The sequence below is a fragment of the Pseudoalteromonas sp. 120-MNA-CIBAN-0494 genome, from assembly GCF_040308885.1.
GTDB classification, from domain to species: Bacteria; Pseudomonadota; Gammaproteobacteria; order Enterobacterales; family Alteromonadaceae; genus Pseudoalteromonas; species Pseudoalteromonas nigrifaciens.
In genome coordinates, this window is sequence record NZ_JBEOOE010000022.1 from 24,776 (window position 1) to 47,152 (window position 22,377).

At 39.5% G+C, this 22,377-nt stretch carries 17 protein-coding genes and 1 pseudogene; 9 read left to right on the plus strand and 9 right to left on the minus strand.

Going from position 1 to position 22,377, the window contains the following annotated elements; all coding sequences use genetic code 11:
* The first annotated feature begins 105 nt into the window (after nucleotides 1–105).
* From rhuM to AAEY55_RS12925, 5 genes are read left to right on the plus strand one after another with little or no spacing between them, the layout of a single operon-like run.
* Nucleotides 106–1,122 carry a RhuM family protein gene (gene rhuM, locus AAEY55_RS12905; protein WP_024603957.1) on the plus strand — a complete coding sequence of 339 codons (1,017 nt, stop codon included), beginning with the start codon at nucleotides 106–108 and terminating at the stop codon, nucleotides 1,120–1,122.
* Nucleotides 1,106–4,432, plus strand: coding sequence for an HsdR family type I site-specific deoxyribonuclease (locus tag AAEY55_RS12910; RefSeq protein WP_350551699.1), 3,327 nt, complete (start codon nucleotides 1,106–1,108; stop codon nucleotides 4,430–4,432). The genes rhuM and AAEY55_RS12910 overlap by 17 nt, the downstream gene beginning before the upstream one ends.
* A gap of 5 nt (nucleotides 4,433–4,437) precedes the next feature.
* Entirely contained in the window at nucleotides 4,438–5,280 is an 843-nt protein-coding gene (locus AAEY55_RS12915) for a M48 family metallopeptidase (protein WP_024603959.1), read from the plus strand.
* Nucleotides 5,273–5,554 carry a hypothetical protein gene (locus AAEY55_RS12920; protein ID WP_024603960.1) on the plus strand — a complete coding sequence of 94 codons (282 nt, stop codon included), beginning with the start codon at nucleotides 5,273–5,275 and terminating at the stop codon, nucleotides 5,552–5,554. The genes AAEY55_RS12915 and AAEY55_RS12920 overlap by 8 nt, the downstream gene beginning before the upstream one ends.
* 1 nt (nucleotide 5,555) lies before the next feature.
* Nucleotides 5,556–6,410, plus strand: a complete 855-nt coding sequence (locus AAEY55_RS12925) for a hypothetical protein (RefSeq protein ID WP_024603961.1) — start codon at nucleotides 5,556–5,558, stop codon at nucleotides 6,408–6,410.
* Nucleotides 6,411–6,475: 65 nt separating this feature from the next.
* On the opposite strand, the pseudogene AAEY55_RS12930 reads toward AAEY55_RS12925, so the two are convergent.
* The 5 genes and pseudogenes from AAEY55_RS12930 to AAEY55_RS12950 all read right to left on the minus strand — a co-directional run.
* A pseudogene (locus tag AAEY55_RS12930) lies at nucleotides 6,476–6,970 on the minus strand (type I restriction-modification system subunit M N-terminal domain-containing protein); the annotation flags it as partial.
* 118 nt (nucleotides 6,971–7,088) lie between these two features.
* Entirely contained in the window at nucleotides 7,089–9,545 is a 2,457-nt protein-coding gene (hsdR, locus tag AAEY55_RS12935; RefSeq protein ID WP_350551704.1) for an EcoAI/FtnUII family type I restriction enzme subunit R, read from the minus strand.
* 166 nt (nucleotides 9,546–9,711) lie between these two features.
* Nucleotides 9,712–10,782: a hypothetical protein gene (locus tag AAEY55_RS12940; RefSeq protein WP_218911012.1), complete on the minus strand. Its 1,071-nt coding sequence runs from the start codon at nucleotides 10,780–10,782 to the stop codon at nucleotides 9,712–9,714.
* A gap of 222 nt (nucleotides 10,783–11,004) precedes the next feature.
* Nucleotides 11,005–11,250, minus strand: coding sequence for a hypothetical protein (locus AAEY55_RS12945; protein WP_179807915.1), 246 nt, complete (start codon nucleotides 11,248–11,250; stop codon nucleotides 11,005–11,007).
* Complete coding sequence (locus tag AAEY55_RS12950; RefSeq protein ID WP_179807914.1) at nucleotides 11,250–11,447, minus strand: hypothetical protein; 198 nt, start codon at nucleotides 11,445–11,447, stop codon at nucleotides 11,250–11,252. The genes AAEY55_RS12945 and AAEY55_RS12950 overlap by 1 nt, the downstream gene beginning before the upstream one ends.
* Nucleotides 11,448–12,399: 952 nt before the next feature.
* On the opposite strand from AAEY55_RS12950, the gene AAEY55_RS12955 reads away from it, so the two are divergent.
* Both AAEY55_RS12955 and AAEY55_RS12960 read left to right on the plus strand, forming a co-directional pair.
* The gene (locus AAEY55_RS12955; protein WP_179807913.1) at nucleotides 12,400–13,233 is read left to right on the plus strand and encodes an AAA family ATPase; all 834 of its coding nucleotides are present in this window, start codon (nucleotides 12,400–12,402) and stop codon (nucleotides 13,231–13,233) included.
* A gap of 61 nt (nucleotides 13,234–13,294) precedes the next feature.
* Complete coding sequence (locus AAEY55_RS12960; protein ID WP_350551709.1) at nucleotides 13,295–14,149, plus strand: hypothetical protein; 855 nt, start codon at nucleotides 13,295–13,297, stop codon at nucleotides 14,147–14,149.
* Nucleotides 14,150–15,150: 1,001 nt separating this feature from the next.
* Here AAEY55_RS12960 and AAEY55_RS12965 read toward each other — a convergent pair.
* On the minus strand, nucleotides 15,151–15,543 hold the full coding sequence (locus AAEY55_RS12965) for a hypothetical protein (RefSeq protein WP_179807910.1): 393 nt from the start codon (nucleotides 15,541–15,543) through the stop codon (nucleotides 15,151–15,153).
* A gap of 909 nt (nucleotides 15,544–16,452) precedes the next feature.
* Between AAEY55_RS12965 and AAEY55_RS12970 the strand changes: the two genes are divergently transcribed.
* The gene (locus tag AAEY55_RS12970) at nucleotides 16,453–16,905 is read left to right on the plus strand and encodes a hypothetical protein (RefSeq protein WP_225741023.1); all 453 of its coding nucleotides are present in this window, start codon (nucleotides 16,453–16,455) and stop codon (nucleotides 16,903–16,905) included.
* 169 nt (nucleotides 16,906–17,074) lie between these two features.
* Here the strand turns inward: AAEY55_RS12970 and AAEY55_RS12975 are convergent, their stop codons facing one another.
* From AAEY55_RS12975 to AAEY55_RS12985, 3 genes are read right to left on the minus strand one after another with little or no spacing between them, the layout of a single operon-like run.
* On the minus strand, nucleotides 17,075–17,380 hold the full coding sequence (locus AAEY55_RS12975) for a DUF3240 family protein (RefSeq protein WP_089369112.1): 306 nt from the start codon (nucleotides 17,378–17,380) through the stop codon (nucleotides 17,075–17,077).
* Nucleotides 17,373–20,447, minus strand: coding sequence for an efflux RND transporter permease subunit (locus AAEY55_RS12980; protein ID WP_089369111.1), 3,075 nt, complete (start codon nucleotides 20,445–20,447; stop codon nucleotides 17,373–17,375). The genes AAEY55_RS12975 and AAEY55_RS12980 overlap by 8 nt, the downstream gene beginning before the upstream one ends.
* Nucleotides 20,448–21,524, minus strand: coding sequence for a hypothetical protein (locus AAEY55_RS12985; protein WP_089369110.1), 1,077 nt, complete (start codon nucleotides 21,522–21,524; stop codon nucleotides 20,448–20,450).
* 158 nt (nucleotides 21,525–21,682) lie between these two features.
* On the opposite strand from AAEY55_RS12985, the gene AAEY55_RS12990 reads away from it, so the two are divergent.
* Nucleotides 21,683–22,210 (plus strand): LuxR C-terminal-related transcriptional regulator, encoded by a 528-nt coding sequence (locus AAEY55_RS12990; RefSeq protein WP_089369109.1) that lies wholly within the window; start codon nucleotides 21,683–21,685, stop codon nucleotides 22,208–22,210.
* Nucleotides 22,211–22,377: the final 167 nt, after the last annotated feature.

A 22,377-nucleotide genomic window follows, 5' to 3' on the forward strand; every position in this document is an offset into this window, starting at 1 on the left:
GACCCTGCGGGTATTCGCATTGCTGAGACAAATTAACACAGCCCGATAATTGCAGGTAGGCAGCTAGTTAGCGTGAACTAGCTATAAAAAGGAGTATATAGACCTATGACAGATGAACTCATTCTTTACACCACTGATGATGGGCAGTCGCAGTTTGTGCTACGCACGCTGGATGGTAATGTGTGGCTTACACAACTTGAAATAGCGCAGCTATATCAAACCAGTAAGCAAAATATTAGCAAGCACGTAAAAAGCGTATTAACAGAGAATGAGCTGTCTGAGGCCGCAGTTGTCAACTCTAAGTTTACAACTGCGGCAGATGGTAAAGAGTACCTTACCCAGCTGTATGCACTGCCAATGATTATTGCTGTAGGTTACCGTGTTCGCTCAACCCGAGGCACGCAATTTAGGCAATGGGCAACTCGCACCTTAAGCGAGTATTTAAGCAAAGGGTTTGCGATGGATGATGAGCGACTTAAAGACCCCAAATGGGATTATTTTGATGAGTTGCTTAAACGTATTCGCGACATACGTTCGTCAGAAAAGCGCTTTTATCAGAAAGTGCGTGATTTATTTGCTTTATCTGACGATTATCGTGCCAATGAAAAAGACACCGGTTTATTGTTTGCTGAGGTGCAAAATAAACTATTTTACGCCGCCACCGGGTTTACGGCCGCAGAGTTAGTGATAGAGCGAGCAAACCCTGATCTGCCAAATATGAACCTGACCAATTTTTCGGGCAATCGTGTGCGTAAAGCCGATGTGGTAATAGCTAAAAATTACCTGCAAGCCGATGAGCTAGATAAGCTTAACCGATTAGTTAATATGTTTTTAGAATTTGCCGAGTTAAGAGCAAAAAACAAACAGCGTTTAACGCTTGAGAACTGGCGACAGTATGTAGACAACTTTATAACGTTTAACGAACAAGCTTTACTGGCCAATGCAGGCAAAGTGAGCCGTACACATATGGAAGAAATAGCAAAACAGCGCTATGAGCAGTTTGACAACCATCGTAAATTAGAAGAAGCAACACGCGAAGATGAGCGCGAACTGCAAGCATTAGAACAATTACAACAACGCTTACAGCAACAACAAAGGAACAAGGATGACCATGCCAAATAAGGTTAAAAGCAGTGTTAAATTTCAAGAAGAGTTTAGCGCAAAAATTCCTGCGCTAACGTTGCTGATTAACTTAGGCTATACGTTTATTCCACCGAGTGAGTGTGAAGCTCTTCGCGGGAACACGTTAGCAGGTAACAAAAAAAGTACCCATCAGGTGGTGTTGTTACCTGTGATGCGTGCCTTTTTAGCCAAACAGACGTTTTCGTTTGCAGGTAAGCAGCATACGCTCTCAGAAGCGGCCATTGATAAGGTAATGCATGAGCTGAACCCTGCTATGAACTTGGGGCTAAAAGCCGCTAACGAGAAAATTTATGATGCGCTAATGTATGGCGTGAGTGTGACTGAATTTATTGATGGTAAAAAAGCATCCCCCACTATTAGGCTGATTGATTGGCATAATATTGATAAAAATGCGTTTCATTGTACCGAAGAATTAGTAGTACAAAATGCCGAGGGCACAGGTAACCGTAGACCTGACATTGTGTGTTTTGTAAATGGGTTGCCATTAGTGGTGATTGAGGCAAAACGCCCCGATTCAAACAAAGAAGGTAAATCGACCAACTTTGCAGCAATCTCTCAGCATATTCGTAACCAAAAGCAAGATGAAATACCGCATTTATATGCCTACAGCCAGTTATTATTGGCCATAAACGGGCATGAGGGCTTGTATGCAACGTGCGGCACCCCTGAGAAGTTTTGGGCAAAGTGGAAAGAAGAGCATATACCGGAAGCTGAGTTTGTCAGGCTTAAAAACCATACATTGCGTGATGAGCAATTAAATGCGCTCTTTAATCATCGCCCTGCAAAAGATAAAACAGATTACCAGTCGCTTATTGCCGCAGGTGAGCTGACGGTAACCGACCAAGATAGGCTGATTGTAAGTTTATTACGCCCTGAACGCTTATTAGATATGACCCGCCTGTTTACCTTATTTGATAAAAAAGCTGGCAAGATTGTAGCTCGATACCAGCAGGTGTTTGGTATAAAAGCACTTATTGAGCGAATTAATACATTTGATGACTCTTCTTCCGCTCGCGGCGCTGGCGCACGTCAAGGCGGTGTTATTTGGCATACTACGGGCAGTGGTAAGTCGTTTACTATGGTGTTTTTATCCAAAGCGCTTATTTGGCTTGAAGAGCTAGCGCAGTGCCGCGTAATTATTGTGACTGACCGCGTTGATTTAGAAGACCAGCTAAGCCGTACGTTTGCTTCTGGTGGTGTACTGACCGACCGCGATAAAAAAGATGCGATGGCGACCACAGGTAAGCGTTTGGCCGAGCAAATTGGTCAAGGTAACGAACGGGTTATTTTCTCGATCATTAATAAGTTTGGCTCTGCCATAAAACACAAAGACTGTTACAACGATAGCCCTAATATTATTGTATTAGTGGATGAAGGTCACCGCAGCCAAAACGGTGAAAATAATATCCGTATGCAGCAAACCCTACCTAAAGCGGCTTTTATCGCCTTTACAGGTACGCCGCTATTAAAAGACGATAAGACCGAAAACAAGTTCGGTAAGATCATTCACTCTTACACGATGCAACAAGCGGTTGAAGATAAAACCGTAACCCCACTTTTGTATGAAGAGCGTATACCAGAGCTAAACGTTAACGACAAAGCCATTGATGCGTGGTTTGAACGCAGTACCAGTAAGCTGAGCGACAAACAAAAAACCGATTTAAAAAGAAAGTTTTCGCAAAAAGGTCAGATTTATCAAACTGCCGATCGCATTATGTTAATTGCCTATGATATTGCCGACCATTTTCAAAACTTTAAGCATCAAGGTTTAAAAGGTCAATTAGCCTGTGACTCTAAAGCCTCTGCAATACGTTATAAAGAGGCTTTAGATAAAATTGGCACCGTGACATCAGTTGTTGCAATGTCGGCTCCTGACACGCGTGAGGGGCATGATGTAGTTGATCAAGAAAGCAAAGACATTGTACAAAATTGGTGGAAAGCCAATGTTGATAAAATGGATGAAAAAGCCTACACCAAAGCCATTATTGAAGACTTTGGCAGAGATGACGGCCCTGACATCATGATAGTGGTTGATAAACTGCTAACGGGCTTTGATGAGCCAAAGAACACCGTACTGTATATTGATAAACCTCTAAAAGAACATAACCTTATTCAAGCCATTGCCCGTGTAAACCGTTTACATAGCAAAAAGCAGTTTGGTTACTTAATTGATTACCGAGGCATTTTAAAAGAGCTTGATACCACCATTGAAAAGTACCAAGACCTTGCGGAGCGTACCCAAGGCGGCTTTGATATTGATGATCTGAAAGGTTTATATAACCGAATGGATACGGAATACAAAAAGCTTCCGGGGCTGCACAGCGATTTGTGGGCGATATTCGATGGGGTTAAAAACAAACAAGATGGCCCCGCTTTACGCCAAGCATTGGCACCAAAAGTACATGAGGTTGGTGGTAAGCTTACCGATACCAATCTTAAAAAGCGTGATGACTTCTACTCAGCACTAACCGCATTTTCAAACTGTATGAAAGTAGCGCTACAGTCAGCCACCTACTTTGAAGATAAGTCGTTTGATAACAAACGCGACCTATACAAACGAGACTTAAAAGCCTTTGTAGATTTACGTAAACAAGTACGTGAGGATGCCGACGAAACCATTAACTATGATGAATACGCAGAAGATATCCGTAGCTTGCTCGATAAACACATAGCGGGTATTGAAGTAAAAGAACCTGACGGGGCGTATTTAGTCGGTAACTTGGGCAAAGACGTTAAGCCACAGGATATGAGCGATGACGAAGCGCGTAACCAAACAGATAAAATTACAGGCCGAATCACTAAGATGATTGAGCAAGACTTAGCTGACGATCCGTATGCGCAGGAATATTTTTCTAAGATGCTTAAAAAGGCCATTGAAGATGCCAAAGCGATGTTTGATGCGCCAGTAAAGCAGTACATATTGTTCGCTGATTTTGAGCAAGAAGTAAAAGACCGCAAGATCGCTGATGTCCCTAATGACTTTATGGATGACGCAGGCAAGTTAAACAAACATGCCCAAGCCTATTTTGGCCTGTTCAAACATTTATTCGATAGTGAGCTTTTAACTGAAAAGGCACTGGATAATGAGAAATTGGTAGCGCTTGCTTTTGATATTGATGCCGTCGTAAATGACGCGGTTGCTGAGTATTCCATTAACCCTGCGGAAATTGAAAACGCCATACACATGAAGTTGTTACCTATGTTGTTTGGTGATCTTGGCCTTGATAACGCTCAAAAGCTGATTGAAGAAGTGTTAAAGATAACCCGATTAGGCATAGCTAGAGGCTAATGTAAGTGACGCAAAAAACGGTAGCCGCTGCTATTCATTCTGAAAAAAGCAGCGCAACAACCAACGAACGAGGTGTTTTTACTTATGGTAACGACACCATTTGCTATGATGTCATTCGTAAAACAAAGCCTAGTGATAACACTAAGAAAACCGCTCGCAAAGTAATTATAAAGATTCACCCTGATCAACGTGTTGTAGCTACTGTGCCTCATGATGCTAGTGATGATGCTATTGTTGATGCCATGCAAAAGCGTGCAAGATGGATATGGCAAAGTATTAATGACTTTGCAAAGCAAAAAGACACGGTATTGCATAAGCGTTATGTAAGTGGCGAAACCCAATTTTATTTAGGTAAGCGCTATGTACTCAAGGTCATTGTTGATGCTGAGCAAGTGCCCAGTGTGAAGCTCAGCCGAGGCAAATTGAACGTCACACTCAAGTATGAAATAAGCAAAGATACTGCCCCGGATAGTCAAGGTAGCCGCGCTGCGAAAATTAAACCGCTAATCGATAAATGGTATCAGCATAAAGCAAAAGCTATTTTCCATGAGCGACTAGCCGAACTACTTCCTAAGACCACATGGGTAACAGGCATTCCGTCTTTTCGTGTGATGGCAATGAAAAAGCAATGGGGAAGCTGCTCTACCAAAGGTAACTTGATGCTCAATCCACACCTAGTTAAAGCCCCGAAAGAATGTATTGATTACGTGATACTGCACGAGCTTTGCCATATTGCAGAACACAATCACAGTGAGCGCTTCTGGCGCTTATTAACCCAAGTAATGCCAAACTGGAAAGAAGTAAAAGCCAAATTAGATGACATGGCGGAGATGTATTTGAATGAATAAGTCAGAATTAATATCAGTTTGTATTAGTGACAATAGAGTATGCCCTATGCCCCCTCAGTGGGTTAAATTCGAAGAGCTATTATCAGAAATGGGCAATGGTAAACCGCCTCAATCACTTATTTTGGGTTATTGGTTTGATACTAGTGATGAAGAAAAACGCAAATGTGTTCAACAGCAGATTGACTGGGCTTATGAAAGAGGACTACTCGATTTTGCTATTGAATATTTAACCCAACTTAAACCTAACCAATGGCATACAGGATACCGCAAGTAATATGAGTAAGCATAACGAACACTCGTCATATAGAGAAAAGTTAATTGAACATTTATTTGTAGGAGAGTTACTGAAACTATCTTGGCTTGAACATGAATGCGGTCTTGAGGTAGCAAAACCAGAGGTTGATAATTCAGGTTACGATATCATTGCCGAGTGTTACGGGGTTGTTCGGCATATTCAACTGAAGGCATCGTACAGGTCTTCCTCAACAACCCAGCAAAAAGTGCATATAAAATTAGCGGATAAACCCTCAGGCTGTGTAGTTTGGATCATATTCGATGAAGACTCTTTAGAGTTTAAAGAGTTTTTATTTTATGGTGATCAAGCTGGTGAACCTTTACCGAACATAGATAACCTTAAGATAGCCAAGCACACCAAGGGAAATAAGGACGGGGTTAAAAATGAGCGACCCAATATTCGAGTTATAAACAAAGGTCAGTTTGAATCAATTAATTCAATAGGCTCTTTGTTTCAAAAACTATTTTGCATCACTCCATCGGAAGCTCCAGATATAACTGAGCCTTCGTCAGAATTACAACAAGTGAACTCCACTTTAGATGAATTTACTAAATTACATAGAATCAAGATATGGTCGCAAAAACCTTGGCAGAAAAATCATCAATTGATTAAAGGTTTTTTAGAACTTGAATCAAGTAATGGTTTTGTTGATTTGGACCAATTAATCGAATACTGCTCAAATCACTTTGATGGCGCAAAAGGCGAATGGAAAAATAATTTCAACTCCATGAAAACTGATCTTGGAAACGCTCATGGCAAGATCTTTTTTACTGTTGGAAATAGGTTAAAAATTTATAGTGAAGCAAGGAGAGAAATAGATAAATTTAATTGGTAAGCGGTAACAGTTTAAGCTGCTTTATGAAGGTGGCATTCGTTAGTAAAAAATGAAGATGACATTATATAAAATTCGCCGGCGTTACCTGCGCTTTGTAAGTCTTTTAATATTTGCTCGTACAGGTCGCCAAATAAGTGGCGCTCTTTTGAGTCGGTAAAGTCTATTTCGTTTAGTTTGTTAATCACTTGGCGCAGTAGTGTGCCGTTTTTCATGTAGTTGAAAGCATCGCTAAATGCCTCTTTTACTACATAGCCGCGTGGGTTTTTATCTATGGGGGCTGTTAGGTTTTTAAGCTCTGGGAATAGCTTGTCGTTTACAAACTCTAAAAGCTCGTCACCTGTTATGCCTTCGTTATCGGCTGCCCAGTTACGCCATAAAAATTGCTCGGGGATTGGCTCGCGATAGTCGTCTAATTCTAGCTCTAGCTCTTCTTCTTGCGCGTCGAATACTTTTAAAAATAGTAACCACGACATTTGACCAAGGCGTTGTGCGTCGCCATCGACACCGGCGTCTTTACGCATAATATCTTGAATAGACTTAATAGCTGAACTGATAGACATAGGTTTCTCTTGTTTGATTATTTTTATAAACAGCGGCTAAAAGCAAATATGAAAGCTGTTTAATTTAAATGGTTTAATGCTTTGCTGACGCTAATACATAGCGACAGCAAAGATAAATTTAGGCTGTTTTAGGCGCTGGCATTTGGTAAATTTCGGCCTCAAGCTCTTTAAGTGCTTGCTCGTATTGTGGTTTGCCACCAAAGCCTTTTTTTACTATTTCACTTAGGCTGCCTATTTCGTTAAACGGCGCCACTTTAAGCGCTTGCATAGATTCTATTTCTTGCACGCCTACATCGGCGTATTTTAACAGAAGGTTCTCGAGTACGGTGTGTGCGGTACCCGAATATTTAGTGAAATAGTTACGTTTTTGTACGTTATCTGCGCGCTCTTTACGGGTTAGTGGAGGTTGGTCGTAAACTACATGGCAGATCATATCAAAAGGGTCCATGTCTTTGCCCACTTCTTCTTCAAGGGCTGACCAAATAATGCCTTCTTCGGCAAGCTCATCTATTACGGCTTGTTTGCGGTCTGACTCTTTCCAGCGTTTTACAAAGTCATCCAATGAACTGTACTGCTTGCTCATGGTTTTACGGGTGTAATCTATAAATGACTCGGTAACGAGTTTACCGTCGGTATCGTAATACTGTACTCGCTCTGCCACTTTATTAACGGTAACACCCGATACGTGGTACTTAACCATTTTGTTAGTTTCATCGTCCCATTCGCCATCTAGCGTACCATCGCCTTTAGAGTCATTTATGGTGTCGTTATTGGCATCGCTTTCATCACCGGTTGATTGATCATCGAATACGCTATCAGGTTGCTCTTCGCCCGTTGTATCGTCTTGTGATTCAATATCAACGTCTTCGTTTTCAATGTCGGTTGGCGTTATTTTTATTACTTTTTCTGGCGTGCCATCAAAACGTTCATCGGCAAATAACTCAGTGGCTTTTTTAAAGTCGAGTATGGTAAACCATAGCTTGCCGTAGCGGTCGTCAATACGGGTACCACGGCCAATGATTTGTTTAAACTTGGTCATTGATTGGATGTTTTGATCAAGCACTACTAGCTTACAGGTTTTAGCGTCTACCCCTGTGGTCATAAGCTCTGAGGTGGTAGCAATAACTGGATAAGCACGCTTAGGACTACAAAAATTATAAAGTTGAGCTTTACCTAATTCATCATCGCCAGTGATCTTCATCACATATTTATCGTTTTTAGCCATTTGCTCTGGATTTAAGTTGGCAATGGCACAACGCATACGCTCGGCGTGATCTATGTCGTTACAAAATACAATGGTTTTAGCCATAGGATCTGTACGCTTTAAATAGTTAGTAATGGTTTCTGCCACAAGCATGGTCCGCTCATCAATCACCATTGTGCGATCAAAGTCTTTTTGGTTGTATATGCGGTCTTGTATTACTTCACCGTTACTATCAACCTGGCCCTTAGTGGGTCGCCAGCCTTGTAGGTCTACATCGAGATCGACACGTACCACTTTGTATGGGGATAAAAAGCCGTCTTCTATGCCCTCTTTAAGAGAATAGGTATAGGCAGGGTCGCCAAAATAGTCAGAGTTTGATACTTCCTCAGTTTCTTTTGGTGTAGCGGTTAAGCCAATTTGAGCAGCACTTTTAAAATAAGTAAGTATTTCACGCCAGGCACTTTCTTCGCTTGCGCTACCTCGATGGCACTCGTCAATAACAATAAGGTCAAAAAAGTCAGGGTCTACATTTTTAAATGCTTTTTGATGTTCTTCTGGCCCTGTCAAACCTTGATAAAGTGCTAAATGTATTTCGTAAGCGGGATCAATTGTTCTGCCAGTAATTTTGGTCATTGCTGTGTCGAACGGCGCAAAATCACCACTTTGAGTTTGATCTATCAAAGCTGTACGGTCGGCTAAGAATAAAATGCGCTTCTTAGCCCGTGACTTCCATAAGCGCCAAATGATTTGAAACGCGGTATAGGTTTTACCGGTTCCGGTTGCCATAACGAGGAGTACGCGGTCTTTACCTGACGCTATAGCTTCTACTGTTTTATTAATTGCTTGGAGCTGGTAGTAACGCGGGTGCTTGCCACTACCATCATCATAATAGGCTTGGTTTATTATAGGAAGTTGCGATTCAGTATAGCCCTTGTAGGCACAATACTTTGTCCACAGTTCTTGCGGTGATGGGAAGTCTTCTAAGCGTATTTCGGTTTCGAGGTTATGCGCATCAGGCGTGCCTAGCTTAGTTTTATCGTGGAAAATAAAGCCATCTCCATTAGAGGCGAATATAAACGGCACATCGAGTAGCCTGGCGTAATCCAAGCCTTGTTGGAGTCCTTTATTTACTGAGTGTTTATTAGCTTTAGCTTCAATGACAGCAAGCGGCATACTGGGTTTATGGTAAAGCACTATGTCAGCCGATTTAACCGTTTTACGTACACCAAGTTGCCCACGTACGATTACTTTACCGTCACGTAATTTAACCTCTTGGCGTATTTGGGTTATGTCGTCCCACCCTGCGGTTTTAACTGCGGGTAGAATAAACTTACTGATTATATCGGTTTCGCTGAGCTTTCTTTTATCCATAACTTAAACCATCCCTAAATACTACGCTATGAGCCAACAAGGCTTTGCGTACAACTCGTTGATTCAACGTGTTTCATGCTGTTTAGTGATGCTATATAAAATAGGGTGAATAAGCAAAAATAAAAGATATTAAAAGTTAGCTAGTTGAGTTAATAAAAGTATTAAGCTAATTATTGCTATAACCAAGCTGAAATAGTAACTCATTGCTATATTGGTTCAGAAGATTAAAAGCTTTTTCTTGCTTAACGTTCATCTGTCCGCCAAAAATTTTATACTTAAGTGAGCTATGTTTTTTAAACATCCTCAAGTTATCTTCAAGCAACTTACCAAAGTGATTGGCATACTCGGTAATGTGGTAATGATGCTGCTGGACGGTTTTAAGGTGAGCCGTTGCTTCAGATTCAAGGGATGTTAACTTTTCTATCTCTGCCAACAGTTCAACTTTTTTCATCTTTATTTTTTCGACTTTTTTATATGAACCTGTTACTGCAAAGTACATTGCGGGAGCTGCTATTATGCCACCTAAAACCATAAACCCTCCAGCCATACCAGCTCCACCTGCAGCGATAGAACCACCACCAAACCAAGCTAGTGTTGCGTTTGTTGCAGCTATACCAGAGAGTGAGGTAATAGCAGTACCTGTGGATGCACTACCTATAATGGTAACGACGCCCCAAGCACCAATAGCTGAAGTACCACCCACTAAACCACCAAACCCTGCTTTGAGTGAAGTTTTGAAACCATCGGAGAACTGCTTTAACTGAATTAAAGTTACTTTTTGATCAACTGACTTTCTGTCACTTGTAACATTAGATTTAGTTTGTAAAACCTTTCCAACTTTTTTTAAAAGTTTATTTGTTTTCTCTAATGTAAAGCCGATAGAATTTAAGGCTTTATTCGTCTCATCATTAATCAGTTTTAAATTTTCAAATACTGGCTTATACAGGGTGTTGTGTAAGTCTTCGTAATGTTTATTTTGGAGTGCTAAGTGATAAGTACCACCTAATGAAAAACAACCAATTAAATATTTACCTGTAGATTTTAATATTTGCCTCTTATTGCTTCCCTGAGCAAAAAACACTCCCTCAAACTCATGTTCTAAGTACTCAAAAGACTCATCAGAGATCTCAGTAGGTGTTTTATTACTATAATTTACTATGGCTTTATAAGCGGTAATGCTATTTTTTGATTGCTTTAAATGAGCAAGGTACTGTTCTTTGACTTCGCTGTAATACATTAATTTACTTCCTTGTTAACCAATACCCAACTTTTGAAAATATAAATAATAGAAGTCGGACAATTATTTTTAAGTTATAAGGTTACAGGATTTCTCTTATCAATATCACCAAGGATTCGCATAGAAATACACTTAAGTATTAGAGTCACACTTTTTCTAAATCATAAAACTAAAAAAGCGCCCTAGAATTGAGCGCTTTGCATTTCGGACAAATAAACAGGGTTATACAAATTTAAATAACAAATATTGCAGCATAGCTTTCATACTACGCTTATTACTTTGGCGATATTGCTCATAGTTAATTATACCAATAGACATTTTAGTGCAAAACAAACTTAGAGCGATAAACCAAGCAAAATTTTGAGTCGATTGGTACTGGACAGAAAGTACCGCTGAGCCACCAAATACAATGGTCGAATAAACGACTTCTATTCGATACCGGCTAACTGCTTTCAATATCTCAGGCATTAAAAGCCGTCATCAAATGCATTAAAACAATCGTGCTCTATAGAGTCTCCTATCGACTCTTCAATTTCATAAACAGTCATGACCCTATCAGGTTGGCCCACCACATTGCCGCCTACATCAACCATATTAGCGCTCGCATTTGTGATAGGTAATCCTGTTGAGGGATTAATAGCAATATCATTAGCGTCGTTTTTCATTTTTTAAACCTTCTTAATTATTAATTTATGCTATCAAATTTAATGATTTCGTGATAAAAAACAAACTGTTTGACTGCGCAGCTCAGCAACAAACAGTTTGAATAAGGCATTCACTTTTCTTCTATTTTCACTTAATTTTTTTAGTAAAAACCCTCTCCTCTTTATCTAAAAAGTTTATTAATAAGTTTAATTTGAAGACGTTTTTTGTCTGATAGACGCTCTTAAAACGCATTTTTCGGCACGACAAACTGCAAAAAAAGCGTCTCAGAATGAGACCAATAAGCGCGTAATGTGGCATAAGCGAAGCTTAGGACACATGGAGTTGCGCGAATGTACAGCTGGTCTGTACCAACCGCGATAATGTTTCGCATCAGCGAAATTCGATTAAAATTTGGCACAAATTGATATCGAACCATCTATTTTCGTAGAAAATTAAAGCAGATGAAAAAGGCGAATAGTGAGGAACTCACAGCCTTGTTAGGCGCGGCAGTATGGCGGTTGGTACAGAGCGTAGCTCGGTGCATTCGCGCAGGGTCTACAACGCTAGCGCGATAGCGCGTCGAGTCAGCTCGTTGCGGAGCAACACCAGAGCTGGCGGGCGTTTTAGACCCTATGGTTGAACAACGAAGTTGAGAAGCCATCCGCTGAAAGCGGCTTCTCTTTAGTGTTTTCATCCCTCGTTTCATTTAAAGAGCAAACGTACAACGTCTTGTAATGAATATCGTAATATTTTTTCCTAATTGAAATAAAGAATAACCTATAAAGTAAGACCTCCTCTTTAGGAGGAGGTCTTACTTTATAGGTTTAATTCACACAAATTTTCTACGTTTAAAAACAAAATTAAAAAAATTAAAAATAAATCGGCGGATTTTACATAAAACGCAATTAATTCGTTTTTCGACATCCTATTTAGAAATTCCGAAATACTCAAATCTTATAAGGAATTTATAGTATGAATGACCAAAAACATACCCAACAATTTTCACAAAACAGTGAATCAACAAACATGCCTAATCCATTACATCAATTAAGAAAAGCCGATAGCGTACTTAGTATTGTGCAAGCTGACATTCCTCAACCATGCATTATTGTACCTTCGATATTAACAGCCGGAGAGGCTACGCTGCTTGCTGCCGGAGCTGGCTCTGGAAAAACCTATATATCTCAGTATATCGCCGCTAGTGTTGCTGCTGGCATTACTAGCTTTGGTAATGAGCCGTGCGAAGCTAAAAAAGTTTTGTATATTGATGCTGAATTAGGCTTACATCAGATACAAGCACGTTTTGGCAAAATTTTTAACGCGATAGGTGCTGGACCTAATGGTGATTATTTAAAAATTATTCATAAAAAAAGCTTTAAAGGGGGAATACCTGACCTTGCGACATCTGATGGCTTTGATGCACTCGCCAGTGATATTCAATGGGCCGATGTAGTGATTTTCGATAACCTATCCGCACTGTATACATCCGCAGAGGAGCTCAATCAAAACGACTGGAACTACTACAACAAATGTATTGATGCATTACGAAACGAAGGAAAGGCAATTTTGATACTGCACCATACAGATAAAACAGGCAAAAACTACCGAGGCCATACCGAGATTGCGCGTGCAGTTGATAATGTGCTCATTGCAGCAAAAGATTTAAAACTGAGTACTAACGCAGTGACTGTGGTTGATATAGCGCAGTCTAAATCACGCAACGGCGCCAGTAGTGAAAAGCTTATGAGTATCGCGTTTGGTGATATATATAACGATGGGCAATTTTTGATGGTTCGCGCTAAATAAGCAGTCAATTTCGCATACTCGGGAGTTATATAAATTATGACTCCTGATTTAGTGAACACGAATGCAAAACGATAACGACTGTACTCACCAATACGCCCGCTATTTTGACATTGATATGCGATATAACGCAGGTGCTAACAACTATCAAAAAGGTATGAACCGGACTGCTCTAACAGTCCTTATTGCGGTCAGGTTTTCTATTGTCGCGCCAGTGATTATTCGCTGGCTCTATAATATTAGTCAACCTCAAGCACTTGCCCATTTAAATAAGTTAGTAGATGAAAAGCTGTTAACGATGGTCCCTACACACAGAAGCCCTGATGGGCGGGTTTATATTCCAACTTACTCAGGAGCTAAATACGCACAGGAGCAAACCAGCATTAGTACTTACATTCGCTCAAAATCAAACCCCGCACTGCAGGTTAACCACAACCACATAATGCACGACTTAATGAATGCATTTATTGCTCTGCGCGGATTACATAAGCATACCTCTGATGGCGTTTACAGACCGCTATGGACAGGATTTTTATCTGAGCCAGAATTTAAACGATTATATAACCAAAGCAGTGCGCGAATTGTAGACGGTGTGGCCGTATTACCAGATAAAACCGTCGTTGCCATCGAAATTGAAAACTCATTTAAAAGTAAATCGACACGTCAGACTATACTGCTCAAATACCTCGCCTCACTTAAAGCAGGCCATTACCAACAGGTATTTATATTTTCACAATCTGCGCAAATATTTGATGATATAAAAAGATTGCACACTCAGTTGATGGATGCACTCCCCGAGCGAATAAATAAGAAGACCCAACAACCATTTATGACTCCTGAAGATGTTGCATTACTACAATCTGCGATTGTGTATCGCACAAAATTTTGTGATGAAATTACAGCGTTATTTTACTCATAAGCCGAAATATAAACGTGGAATAAAATGTTTACCCCAACAAAAAAAGCATCATCCGATGCTTTAGTGTTTTTTATTGCGGCTACAATACAGCGCAATTGTTTTAAATGTTAAATGCCCTATATAGCAAGCCGCCAAAGTGAGCGTATAGGATTGGATAGTAGGTAATATTAAATAGGTTTTATTTATTAGCCCCTCATAGTAAAGCCAACCGAAGGCGATAAATATAAAGCCAAACATACTGAATACCTCTGCTATAGCGTTAGCAATAAACTCAATCCATTTCTTCTTAGTCATAGCTATTGTCCTTTTTGTCCTTGTCACCTTATATAAGTACATAACAGAGGATTTATTAGGCTTTTGCCTTGCTTTAAAAACCAATCACAAAAATAAAAGAGAGCAAACTAAGTTCGCTCTCTTTATTATTTTGTCAGGTTACATTATGCGATTAAGACAACGCATTCGTGCCCTACCGCCAGGTCAATCGCTATATTGCCCTCCCCCTGCACAACCATCTACTCAGTAGATAGCATGACAAAGCTCATTTGATGTGCAGTGAATCACCTATTAGCTCTTCAGATTATGTAGCTTGCATAGCGACAAGCTGAGTGCAATTTTTTGGGGTAATGGATATGCAGGTATGTTGTGGCTTTACATTAATAATTAACTCCGCAGAAAGGGAATTACAAAGCGTACCGAGTAGTTCACTTAGGGTTTGTATATTTTCAATATGTTTCAAGTCACTCTTTTCTATTACGCTAAGGCAACTTTCTAAAAGAAAAAATATCCGTGCTTGCAAAGTACGCGTCAAACATTATTATTAATAAAAACTTATAGTCGGAGAGTAGTTATGACTGAATTTTTAATGATGATTTTTCCAGCGATAGTCCTCACTATTGGCTTTGCATATATCGCGATGAAGCACGGCAAAGAAAAGTAAAATTAAACTTAATTAGAAGCTAATTTTTAAGTATAAGAAAACGAGCCAAGAGGCTCGCCAGAGTTTATGAGCTTTCTATTAACCGTAACCAACTATCTTCTGCAGCTGCAAAATACTCACTGGGTTTTATCATAAATAGCTGCTCAAATTCTGCACTAAACAAGCTGCAAAAATTTGTTATGTCTTCAATATGTATGAGTAAAAAAGCATACATCTCAACCCCTTCCAAATACCTCTGTGAGAACTCAGGGTTAGCAGCTAATAACTGTTGAGAAATACTAATACCCAAAACACTCCCTGCGCTATCTCGGTGTAAATAAACGTAATTGGTGAAGCCCAGCTCTAGTGCTTGCTTATCAATAACGTCAGCTAATAGCAAAATAGTTGAACTGTCATCCCACGGTGACTGACTGGCGCGTACATATTGGCGAATAAACGGTAATTTTTGGTCTTTCATGATTTTTCCTGGTTAATTTGTCCTAAAACTAACTAGGCATAAGCCTGGAGAAAAATTGAAAGGTATGAAATAAACGACGTAAATTTGCAAAACACACCAAAAACGTTAAGGTTAAGAAAGTGTTTCAAATATTGAGAATTTAAGATGAGTGATTTTATATGGTTATTACCGGCTGCTGTGTTGAGCATAATTTTAATTAGGCTTGTTAAACAAGCTAAAAAAATAGATTAAGTAAAAACAATACAAAACTTTTGGTTGTAACCGTCGGCAGTTAAAGTGACCTATAAGTCACTTTAAGGCCTAAAATACGGCTTAATGTTACCTATAAGGCACTTTATAGTGAGAGTTAAAAAAGAAAAATCTAAGTTTTACTTTTGTTAACTACCAATTATCTTTTCCAAATTAACTCTATAACCTACAAAACACAAATCTAAGATTCAAAGACTCTACAAGTCTAAAATTTCAACTATTCAGTTAATGAAATTTGCCTTTTAAGGTCATTTTTAAGATACTAACTAAGTGCTAACGAGTTACGTAAAATCGTAGCACAAGCCATAGCACGACAAAGTAACAATCTGTTTTTAAAGACTTTAATTGAAAACCTTATAACTATCACAGTTAATGCATTTACTATTTATGAGTAGAGCCACTATTTAGCCTTTCTAATTAAAATCATTATAAAACATAAATATAGAGTTAAATTAAATGTTTTTTGACTACTTTTAATACAAGTCCAGTTCAATAATAAACCTTTATTTTTCATTAAATCGTAGCACACATTCCTAACACACCGTTTTACTTTTGGGTGTAAATTACAGCCGCGAATTATGCCTATTTCTCTCTATTTCTTTGTTGATCTTAATCAATAAAAATAGCCGTAAGGCCTTTATTTATATAGGTTACAACAAAGTGAAAAACTCTTTATCAACACTTACCAAGGCTCAGTACACTAAGGCAAAAATAGAATGGAATCAGCTCAAACCGCCGTTTTCTATGCAGCACATAAATCGGTGTGCTACGCTGGCTCAAAATATCATATTTTTTGAAGAAAAAAGCATAGGAAAACAAGGCCTTAAATCTAGTCGGACTAAAAAATTATCGAAATACGAAGCACAACACCATATTCGACTAATTTTCACCAAGTCTGGTACAGCCATTTTCTATTCTAATTTCCCTAAACCATCTGGCATAGCCAATACCAAATTAGGTGAAGTACCTGAATTAACGATAGCAAAAGCGCGTAAGCTTACTGAACAAAGCTTAATAGAGCGCCATAACACCGCACCTACCAAATTTGCAGCTTCATCGCTCAGAACATATCAATGCAGAATAAAAAAGCTCAGGCATCATCTCCCGGCTTAAGCGAGCGTTCCAATCTCTTTCAGCTGGAGAGTTAGAAAAAGTTATTGATAACATCAATAAGGCAGAATCCAATAACCCAGCAGCTGATATTGACGACTTTTATGTATCTGACCGTGTAGAGAGCCCCTAACTAAATATACATATCATGATCTAACTATAAGGGTATTAATTATCTAAGACGCCCGCTTTCATATATAGGCGTAACCCAGTATTTTAATGATGTGTGTTGGCATACAGGGCTTAATGCTGTTTTGATAATTTGTAGCTGCGCTAATAATATATGCACCTCAAACTGATAAAAGCTGCGATGCCCTTCTACTTGCTCAGCAATATCAAATTCACTGTGCTCCTTGCTGTAGCCTTCAATGTTTTTTAAGTTAAAGCCGGTAATGCAGTCTATGCCAATTAATATATCAACCACTTCATCTTTTATGTTTGTGGGTACATTTAGGGTAAAAAGTAACTGTTCAGCCATGTTTTTTCTCCAACCAACCATAAAAGATAGGCAGTAAATAAAGTGTTGTAATTGTTGAGGTAATTAACCCGCCAACAACCACAATCGCCAATGGCTTTTGAATCTCAGCGCCAGGGCCGGTAGCGAATACCAGTGGCAGTAAACCAAACATTGCGGTTGTGGCTGTCATTAACACTGGGCGAAGGCGTCTGCTTGCGCCATCTAAAATGCGCTGCATTACATTGGCAGAAAACATTTTCATTTGCTCTAAGTGGCTGATCATCACAATACCATTGAGTACCGCTACGCCAAGTAAAGCAACAAAACCAACCGATGCAGGCACCGAGAGGTATTCGTTACTAATAAACAGGGCAATCACTCCCCCCATTAACGCAAACGGAATATTAGCAATTATCAGCGTTGATTTAGATAACGATTTAAACGTGGTAAATAAAATAATGAAAATCAGTATTAATGCCACCGGAATAAGCACCAGCAAGTTTTGTGTTGCACGTTGCTGGCTTTCAAATTCGCCACCAAACGACAAGGTAAAACCACTGGGTAATTTTATGCTGCTATTAATTTTAGCTTCCAGTTCATTCACATAACTAACCACATCGCGGTTATCCACATTAACGCTTACAGAAGCAAAGCGTTTTGCTTTTTCTCGCTCTATTAACAATGGCCCCGTTTTAAAGCTAATATTAGCCACCTCTTCAAGTGGTAGTAGGCTGTTGTCGGGCATTAAAATTAGCTTTTGCTTTAATGCGCTCATTGACGATAACTCAAAGTGTGCTGCGCTTTCGCTTTTTTGTGCATTAAACACAATTGGGATCACGCGGTTTCCTTCTTGAAGTGCCGATACCTGCAAGCCTTCTAATTGCGACTTTAAATAATCGCTTAATCCTTCGGTGGTTAAACCAAACTGACTAGCAACCTCAGGAATAAGTTTAATATTTACGTATTTACCCCCTTCAATAAGCGCCATTTGCACATCACTTGCGCCGTCAATATTAGTGGCAAGTGCAGTGATTTTTTCAGCTAATGAGGCAAGTGTCGCAATATCATTACCAAATACTTTAATCGAAATATCACCGGTACCACCGGTGAGCATTTCTGATACCCGCATTTGTATTGGCTGAGTAAAGCCAATATTTACCCCTGGAAATTGCGTAAGTGTTTGTCGAATATCCTCGATTAGCAGCGCTTTGGAGTCAAAACGCCACGTATCTTTTGGTGCTAATTCCATAAACACATCGGTTTCGTTTAACCCCATAGGATCAAGCCCGAGTTCATCGGAGCCGGTACGGGCAACAATTTGTACGATTTCTGGGGTGTTTTTTAGCAGTGTGGCTTCAATTTGTTTATCGATATCCAGCGAGGCTTGCAAGGAAATACTCGGCGATTTTTCCAGTTGCACAATAATGTCGCCTTCATCTAAAACGGGCATAAAGCTTTTGCCAAGCCCCTGAAATAACACCCCACTGAGCACTAAAACAGCGACTGATATAACACTAATAGCCACCGGCTTTTTAATTGCTTGGGCAAGTGTTTTAGTATAAAAGCCTTGTAATAGCGTCACCATTTTAGGTTGGGTTACGGGTTCATTTTTTAATAACAACGAGGCTAAAATTGGAATAACCGTTAACGACAACAACAGCGCACTTAGCATGGCAAACACGATAGTTAACGCCACTGGGGTAAATAACTTGCCTTCTAGCCCTGTTAACATTAATAGCGGTGAAAACACGATAATTATAATGATTGTGCCTGAAAACACTGGCGTCGCGACTTCTTTACATGCGCGATAAATAACATGCAGCCGAGGGAGGTGCTGATTATTAGCCAGCCGATTTACTATGTTTTCAACAATAACTACCGATGAGTCCACCAGCATACCAATGGCAATCACTAAGCCACCTAAACTCATTAAATTAGCCGATAAATCAAACTGATTCATCATTATAAACGTCAGCAATGCCGACATAGGTAAAGACAAAGATACCACCAATGAAGAGCGAATATCGCCTAAAAACAAGGCTAGTAGCACTATCACTAAAATGATAGCTTGGCCTAATGCGCTGGTAATGGTGCTAATTGCGGTATTTATTAAGTTAGAGCGGTCGTAAAACACATTAATTTTTGTGCCTTGCGGTAATGAAGCTTCAATGGTGCGAAGTTTATCTTTTACATCTTCAACAACTTGCGCTGTATTACTATTTTTAAGCGCAATTATAAGCCCTTGTACCGCCTCTTCACTGTTTTTAGTGACTGCGCCATAACGGGTTAAACTGCCAACGTGTACCGTGGCAATATCACTTAACCGAATAACCTTATTTTGAGTGGACTTAATCACAGTATTTTCAATGGCGGTTATATCGGTGTATTTGCCCTCAGTGCGCAAAATAAAAGTGTCGTTGCCTTTTTCTAAGCGCCCTATGCCACCGTTTTGATTCGTTTGCGTGATTGCTAACTTCATTTCATCAAAGCTAACTTGATGCTGTTGCATCAATAAGGTGTTGGGAAGTATTTCATAGGTTTTTGAAAAGCCGCCAAGACTATTCACATCTGCAACGCCGGTTACAGTGCGCAGCAATGGACGAATTTGCCAATCTAAAAGCTCTCTTTTTTCAATCAGCGATAAGTGAGTACTTTCTATAGTAAACATGAACACCTCGCTCAAAGGCGTGCTCATTGGCGCCATGCCGCCACTAATATTACTGGGCAAGGTGGGCAAAATATTTAATAAACGCTCATTAACTTGCTGACGGGCCCAATAAATGTCGGTGCCCTCTTTAAAGTCAATGGTAATATCCGTAATAGAATATTTAGTAGTAGAGCGCAGCATTTGCTGTGACGGAATACCCAGTAATTCGGTTTCAATCACCCGTGTTACTTGCGATTCTATTTCAAGGGCGTTCATGCCGGGTAATTTGTAAACTATTTTAACTTGGGTGGGCGATATTTCTGGAAAAGCATCCACCGGAATACTTAACCAAGATTTAGCGCCAATGGCCATAGCAACAATAACAAAAATACTAACAAACAAACGCTGAGTAAGTGAAAACTTAATAAGCTGGTTTAACATTTACTCTCCCCCTAAGTGAAGCAACATACCTTGTAGCGCACTTACCGAGCTTATTAGTATCTTCTGATCATCTAGGTTTTTATTGGCAGTAAACACGTAGTCTTTGCCTTGTGTACCTTTGAGCTCAATCGGCAGTAACTCAAGGTTATCGCCAGATTTTAAAGCAATGTAATTAACATCTTCAAATTCAAACACCGCTGACTTTGCTATTTTAAAGCCTGTTAATTTATTTACCGGTGTGACTTTGATGGTTTGCCCCAGTGTCAGCTGGCACTCATTCGAGCTTAGCGACGCCCATACTATTTGATGGTATTTATCTACAATACTGTCATAGCTCTCAATATTTAAGCTGCAATTTTGTGACAGCTTAAAATGCGCTAACGTGTTGGTAAAACTAAGGGGGACATTAATCTTAACGCGAATACTACTTGCATCGATAATATCAAACGCGGTGTCACCCATCACACGGTTTCCCGACTCATTAGTGAGTTTTAAAATGCCCGTTTTTGGACTCACTAAGGTCACGTTTTCATTATCATCAATGTTTAAAAATGCCATTTGATGTTGCATATGTTCAAAATTTAGCTTGGCTTCAAAATAGCTTTTAGTAATTTCAACCCATTCAGAGCTTCTTATTATTTTGTTTTTTAAGTGCTGTTGGTTTATGTCGTAATGGCTTTTAGTAATAGCGAGCATGTCTTTTGCTGATTGATAGGCATCTAAAAAATGGTGTACATCGCTGCCCTCAACGCTTGCGATAGTGGCGCCCTTTTCTACCATGCTGCCGTTAGGGTATAAGTAACGAACCTGCTGTACATCAAACGCAAACAGCACCGTGTAATTGACCCCGGGTTTGAAATTGACTTCACCAATTAAACTTTGCCCGTTAATAAACTCTGTTTTTTGAATTGGCGCAAATTCGACATCAAAACCACTGAGTGAAGAAAGCTCTACAGGTGCTAAATTTTGTGAAGCATGCACAGGGATAAGTGTTAATAAAGCCACCATAAAGAATAAAAATAACGTATATTGAATACGTAAAAAGTGAAGAATTTTTGTTGTAAAATTTAACAGCATTGCGTTTGTTCACATTTGATTAATTTCATAGAATGAACCATGACTTTTTTAGACTGTTAAATCATCAGGCAAACGCCGTACGTACCCAAAAAAAGCGTGACTCACGGTATGGGACATATGTCCATTGTATTTATAAACAATTGATAATAGAGGATTTAATGAAAGACAAGTTAATCGCAGCCACCTTGTTAATAATAATGGTGCTAAACTTTTTTGATGTGATAATAGATTTGAAACTAGGAGTACCACTGTGGCATATTTTTTCTGAGAGCTTAATCGTTGCCATTTCCGCAGCCGGTGCTATTTACTTATTTAGAGATATTCGTTCGAGTACCGCCAATATCAATGTGCTGAAACAAAAATTAGCTCATTCAAAAAAAGAACTTAAAAACATATCACAAACAATGATGGATGCGCGCCATGAATACAGTGGCGTTATTCAAACCCAGTTTTCACAGTGGGCATTGACACGCAGTGAGCAAGAAGTCGCCATGTTGTTACTTAAAGGCCTAAGCTTTAAAGAAATAAGCGCGCTAAGAAGCACAAAAGAAAAAACCGTCCGTCAACAAGCTTCCGATATTTACAGCAAAGCCGATGTAGAAGGCCGACACGAGTTTGCTGCATGGTTTTTAGAAGATTTTATGCAACAAAACCATTATCAACCAAAAAGTACAGCTATAAATTAATCTAAAAAAGCCTTGACATGCTAGAGTCGGTATTTCGAGTCCACTCGGTCATCCAACCAAAAGTAATAGAATCACTTATAAATAGAAGCAGGCTCTACTCTTAATCTGTATTGTAGTGGTTAGGCGCTTTTTTCATTTAAATTAAATTTCTTAAGTTTTCTTTAAGT

Coding starts and splice junctions, on each gene's coding strand:
- rhuM (WP_024603957.1), top strand. CDS start 106: ATGACAGATGAACTCATTCTTTACACCACTGATGATGGGCAGTCGCAG.
- AAEY55_RS12910 (WP_350551699.1), top strand. CDS start 1,106: ATGACCATGCCAAATAAGGTTAAAAGCAGTGTTAAATTTCAAGAAGAG.
- AAEY55_RS12920 (WP_024603960.1), top strand. CDS start 5,273: ATGAATAAGTCAGAATTAATATCAGTTTGTATTAGTGACAATAGAGTA.
- AAEY55_RS12925 (WP_024603961.1), top strand. CDS start 5,556: ATGAGTAAGCATAACGAACACTCGTCATATAGAGAAAAGTTAATTGAA.
- hsdR (WP_350551704.1), bottom strand. CDS start 9,545: ATGGATAAAAGAAAGCTCAGCGAAACCGATATAATCAGTAAGTTTATT.
- AAEY55_RS12940 (WP_218911012.1), bottom strand. CDS start 10,782: ATGTATTACAGCGAAGTCAAAGAACAGTACCTTGCTCATTTAAAGCAA.
- AAEY55_RS12945 (WP_179807915.1), bottom strand. CDS start 11,250: ATGCCTGAGATATTGAAAGCAGTTAGCCGGTATCGAATAGAAGTCGTT.
- AAEY55_RS12950 (WP_179807914.1), bottom strand. CDS start 11,447: ATGAAAAACGACGCTAATGATATTGCTATTAATCCCTCAACAGGATTA.
- AAEY55_RS12955 (WP_179807913.1), top strand. CDS start 12,400: ATGAATGACCAAAAACATACCCAACAATTTTCACAAAACAGTGAATCA.
- AAEY55_RS12960 (WP_350551709.1), top strand. CDS start 13,295: ATGCAAAACGATAACGACTGTACTCACCAATACGCCCGCTATTTTGAC.
- AAEY55_RS12965 (WP_179807910.1), bottom strand. CDS start 15,543: ATGAAAGACCAAAAATTACCGTTTATTCGCCAATATGTACGCGCCAGT.
- AAEY55_RS12975 (WP_089369112.1), bottom strand. CDS start 17,380: ATGGCTGAACAGTTACTTTTTACCCTAAATGTACCCACAAACATAAAA.
- AAEY55_RS12980 (WP_089369111.1), bottom strand. CDS start 20,447: ATGTTAAACCAGCTTATTAAGTTTTCACTTACTCAGCGTTTGTTTGTT.
- AAEY55_RS12985 (WP_089369110.1), bottom strand. CDS start 21,524: ATGCTGTTAAATTTTACAACAAAAATTCTTCACTTTTTACGTATTCAA.
- AAEY55_RS12990 (WP_089369109.1), top strand. CDS start 21,683: ATGAAAGACAAGTTAATCGCAGCCACCTTGTTAATAATAATGGTGCTA.